Source organism: Vreelandella neptunia (genome assembly GCF_022489065.1).
Classification (GTDB): domain Bacteria; phylum Pseudomonadota; class Gammaproteobacteria; order Pseudomonadales; family Halomonadaceae; genus Vreelandella; species Vreelandella neptunia_A.
Genome location: NZ_JAKVTW010000057.1, coordinates 1 through 1306, shown reverse-complemented (window position 1 = coordinate 1306; position 1306 = coordinate 1). Strand labels below are relative to the sequence as shown.

Annotated in this window: 1 protein-coding gene and 1 other annotated feature; the gene reads left to right on the top strand. The window is 54.4% G+C overall.

Going from position 1 to position 1306, the window contains the following annotated elements:
- Positions 1-50 precede the first annotated feature (50 nt).
- Positions 51-1267, top strand: a protein-coding gene (locus MLE19_RS22805) for an IS3 family transposase (RefSeq protein ID WP_159340751.1) whose coding sequence is annotated in 2 segments (ribosomal slippage) — positions 51-336 and positions 336-1267 — 1218 coding nt in all. Because the reading frame shifts where the segments join, the coding sequence is not laid out codon by codon here.
- Positions 326-442, top strand: a sequence feature (AL1L pseudoknot). Its footprint overlaps the gene before it by 117 nt.
- Positions 1268-1306: the final 39 nt, after the last annotated feature.

Here is a 1306-nt window from a genome sequence, read left to right as displayed (position 1 = left end):
TGAACCGCCCCGGCTTTACCGGAGACTCCATATCTTGAGAGGATGGAGTTATGAACTCACCAAAACGATATTCCCCAGAAGTCCGGGAGCGAGCTGTTCGATTAGTCCTTGAACAGCAAGGCGAATACCCGTCCAAGTGGGCGGCGATCTGCTCCATTGCCAGCAAGTTCGGCTGTACACCAGAGACTTTGAGAGCCTGGTGCAAACGCACAGAACTCACGCAGGAAAACAGCTCGGTTAACCTGCCTGAAAATGAACGACTCAAGCAGCTAGAGCGTGAAAACGTCGAATTGAAGCGCGCTAATGAAATTCTCCGTAAGGCGGCTGCTTTTTTCGCCCAGGCGGAGCTCGACCGCAAACCCAATTGATGGTGTCATTTATCGACGAGCATCGTGCTCAGTTCGGGGTCGAGTCGATTTGTAGTCAACTGCCAATCGCCCCATCGACGTATTACCACCACAAGGCACTTGAAGCTGATCCTGAACGGCGGGCAGACCGGTATCGACAGGATGCGTTTCTTACCGCTGAGATTCAGCGCGTGTGGGAAGAAAACTTCTGCGTCTACGGTGCCCGTAAGGTCTGGCGGCAACTCCGCCGTGAAGGCGTTAATGTTGCTCGTTGCACTGTAGAACGGCTCATGCGCCGCCTAGGAATTCGCGGCGTGGTGCGAGGCCAACGCCCCTTCACGACCCTCAGTGATCCCGGCCAGAAACGGGCACCTGATTTAGTGAAACGTGACTTTACGGCTATGCGTCCTAATCAGCTTTGGGTAGCCGATTTTACCTATGTCGCTACCTGGTCTGGCTTCGTTTACGTTGCGTTCGTTATCGATGTTTATGCACGCTGTATCGTGGGTTGGCGTGTAGCGACGTCGATGAGAACGGCACTGGTGCTGGACGCTCTGGAGCAAGCTCTGTGGGCACGAAAACACAGACAAGGGTTGATCCATCATAGTGATAGGGGAAGCCAATATCTCTCGATCCGCTACACCGAGCGTATGGCTGACGAGGGTATCAATGCCTCAGTCGGCACCACCGGCGACTCCTACGACAATGCGCTGGCTGAAACCATCATCGGCTTGTTCAAAACGGAGGTGATCCATCATCGTGGCCCATGGAGGGGACTGGATGCCGTTGAGTATGCCACGCTGGAGTGGGTTGACTGGTTCAACAACCGCCGACTGCTGGAACCCATCGGAAACGTTCCACCAGCAGAACGAGAAAGGACGTATTATCGTCAACTGGAAGAGTCGGGTGAAGCTGCTTGACTCAAACAAACCGGTCTCCGGAATAACCGGGGCGGTTCA